Consider the following 1,490-nt stretch of genomic DNA (forward strand, 5'->3'; position numbering starts at 1 on the left):
TTGGATAACTCTCAAGACTGCCGGATTCGATTAGCATTCAGCGCGGTTACTCCCGAGCAAATCCGAACCAGTGTGACAGGTTTAGGCCGCTATGTGGCGCGGCGGTTGGGGAGGGAACTGCCCAGCTTAGTGGATGGACTGGCCGAGGGATGAAGATGGCACCTCACTCTTCACCGGAGCGCGCAAGCGCTTGCGAACCAGGCGATCGGGATAGGCCACAACCTGCAGCGCGATCAATCTCCTCCAGCGTCTTTGTTGGCAATGGTACGCTCGCAGTTAGGTGCGCGCAGCTGGCAATGGAGATGGGCCACCTCATTGGCGCGGCGCTGTGTGGCGACGCTATATTCGCAGAGTGGGCGGCTCGCGCCAATATCCCCTGTATTGCGAGTGTTGACGAGCTCTGCTCTCGTTTGAAGGCCGAGCCGGTGGATTGCATTTTCTCCGTTGCCAATCCGCTTATATTGCCACCGGGCGTGTTTGGGCGAGCGCGACAAGGTGCTTTCAATTTCCACGACGGTCCACTGCCACGGTATGCAGGAACTCACGCGACGTCCTGGGCGCTGCTGGCCCAGGAGAGCGAGTATGCCATCACGTGGCATCGTATCGATGATGGTGTTGATACGGGTGACGTCGTGGTCCATCGCCAAGTGCTGATTGCGCCCACCGATACGGCACTGACCCTGAACCTCAAATGTTATGAGGCCGCTGTCGAGGGATTCCGCGAGCTTCTAACTGGTTTGGCGAAGGGAGAGCTTACCGCCTATCCGCAAGCGCTGGTGAACAGAAGCTATTTTCCAAGACGTCGACGCCCAGATGCGGCAGGCTGTCTGCGATGGGATCGATCCGCGCAAGACCTGTCAGCGATGACGCGTGCCCTAGACTTTGGCCCGTATCATCCCAATCCATTGTGTCTGCCCAAGGCGCTCGTAGGCGATGAGGTTGTCACAGTCAGACGCCTGGAGGTGTTGCCTCGACGCTCGGGCATTCCGGCAGGTTGCCTGCTTGAAATCCACTCCAGCCACTGGCGGGTGGCGACGGGTACGCAGGATGTTGAGGTTTGCTTTGGCAGCTCCGATGGTCAGGCGCTGGACGCGCGAGACCTCGCCAGGCATTCCAATCTGAATGAAGGTGATCGCCTGCCAATTTTGAGCGATGAACAGGCGCAGAGCATAACTGCCGCCCATGAATTGCTGGCGCCTTCAGAGGATTTTTGGCGACAGCGGCTTGAGCAGCTTAGAATATTGCAGTTTCCTTTCCTGTCGTCGTGCGTAGCTGGGGCGCCGCCCAAACGGCAGTCGAGTTCGTGGTTCATTGCAAGTGCGTTGGCTAAGCTGTCGCCAAATGATCGCACGGAATACCTGGTAACGGCTTGGCTGATCTATCTCGCCCGCATCACGGGAGAAACAGAGCTTCAACTGGGATGGACGCCTGCATCGGATAGATCGCAAGCCGGTTTGAAAGCGGTGGAGGTGCTTATCGCCTCTGTCGTG

Annotated in this window: 1 protein-coding gene; it reads left to right on the forward strand. The window is 58.2% G+C overall.

Annotated elements, in window-relative coordinates; genetic code table 11:
• Positions 1–302 precede the first annotated feature (302 nt).
• Positions 303–1,490, forward strand: a 1,188-nt coding sequence (locus NKI72_RS34940; protein WP_352852243.1) for a formyltransferase family protein, incomplete at its 3' end; no start/stop codon positions are given.

Origin of the sequence: Mesorhizobium sp. M0437 (genome assembly GCF_040321335.1) — a bacterium.
Taxonomy (GTDB): domain Bacteria; phylum Pseudomonadota; class Alphaproteobacteria; order Rhizobiales; family Rhizobiaceae; genus Mesorhizobium.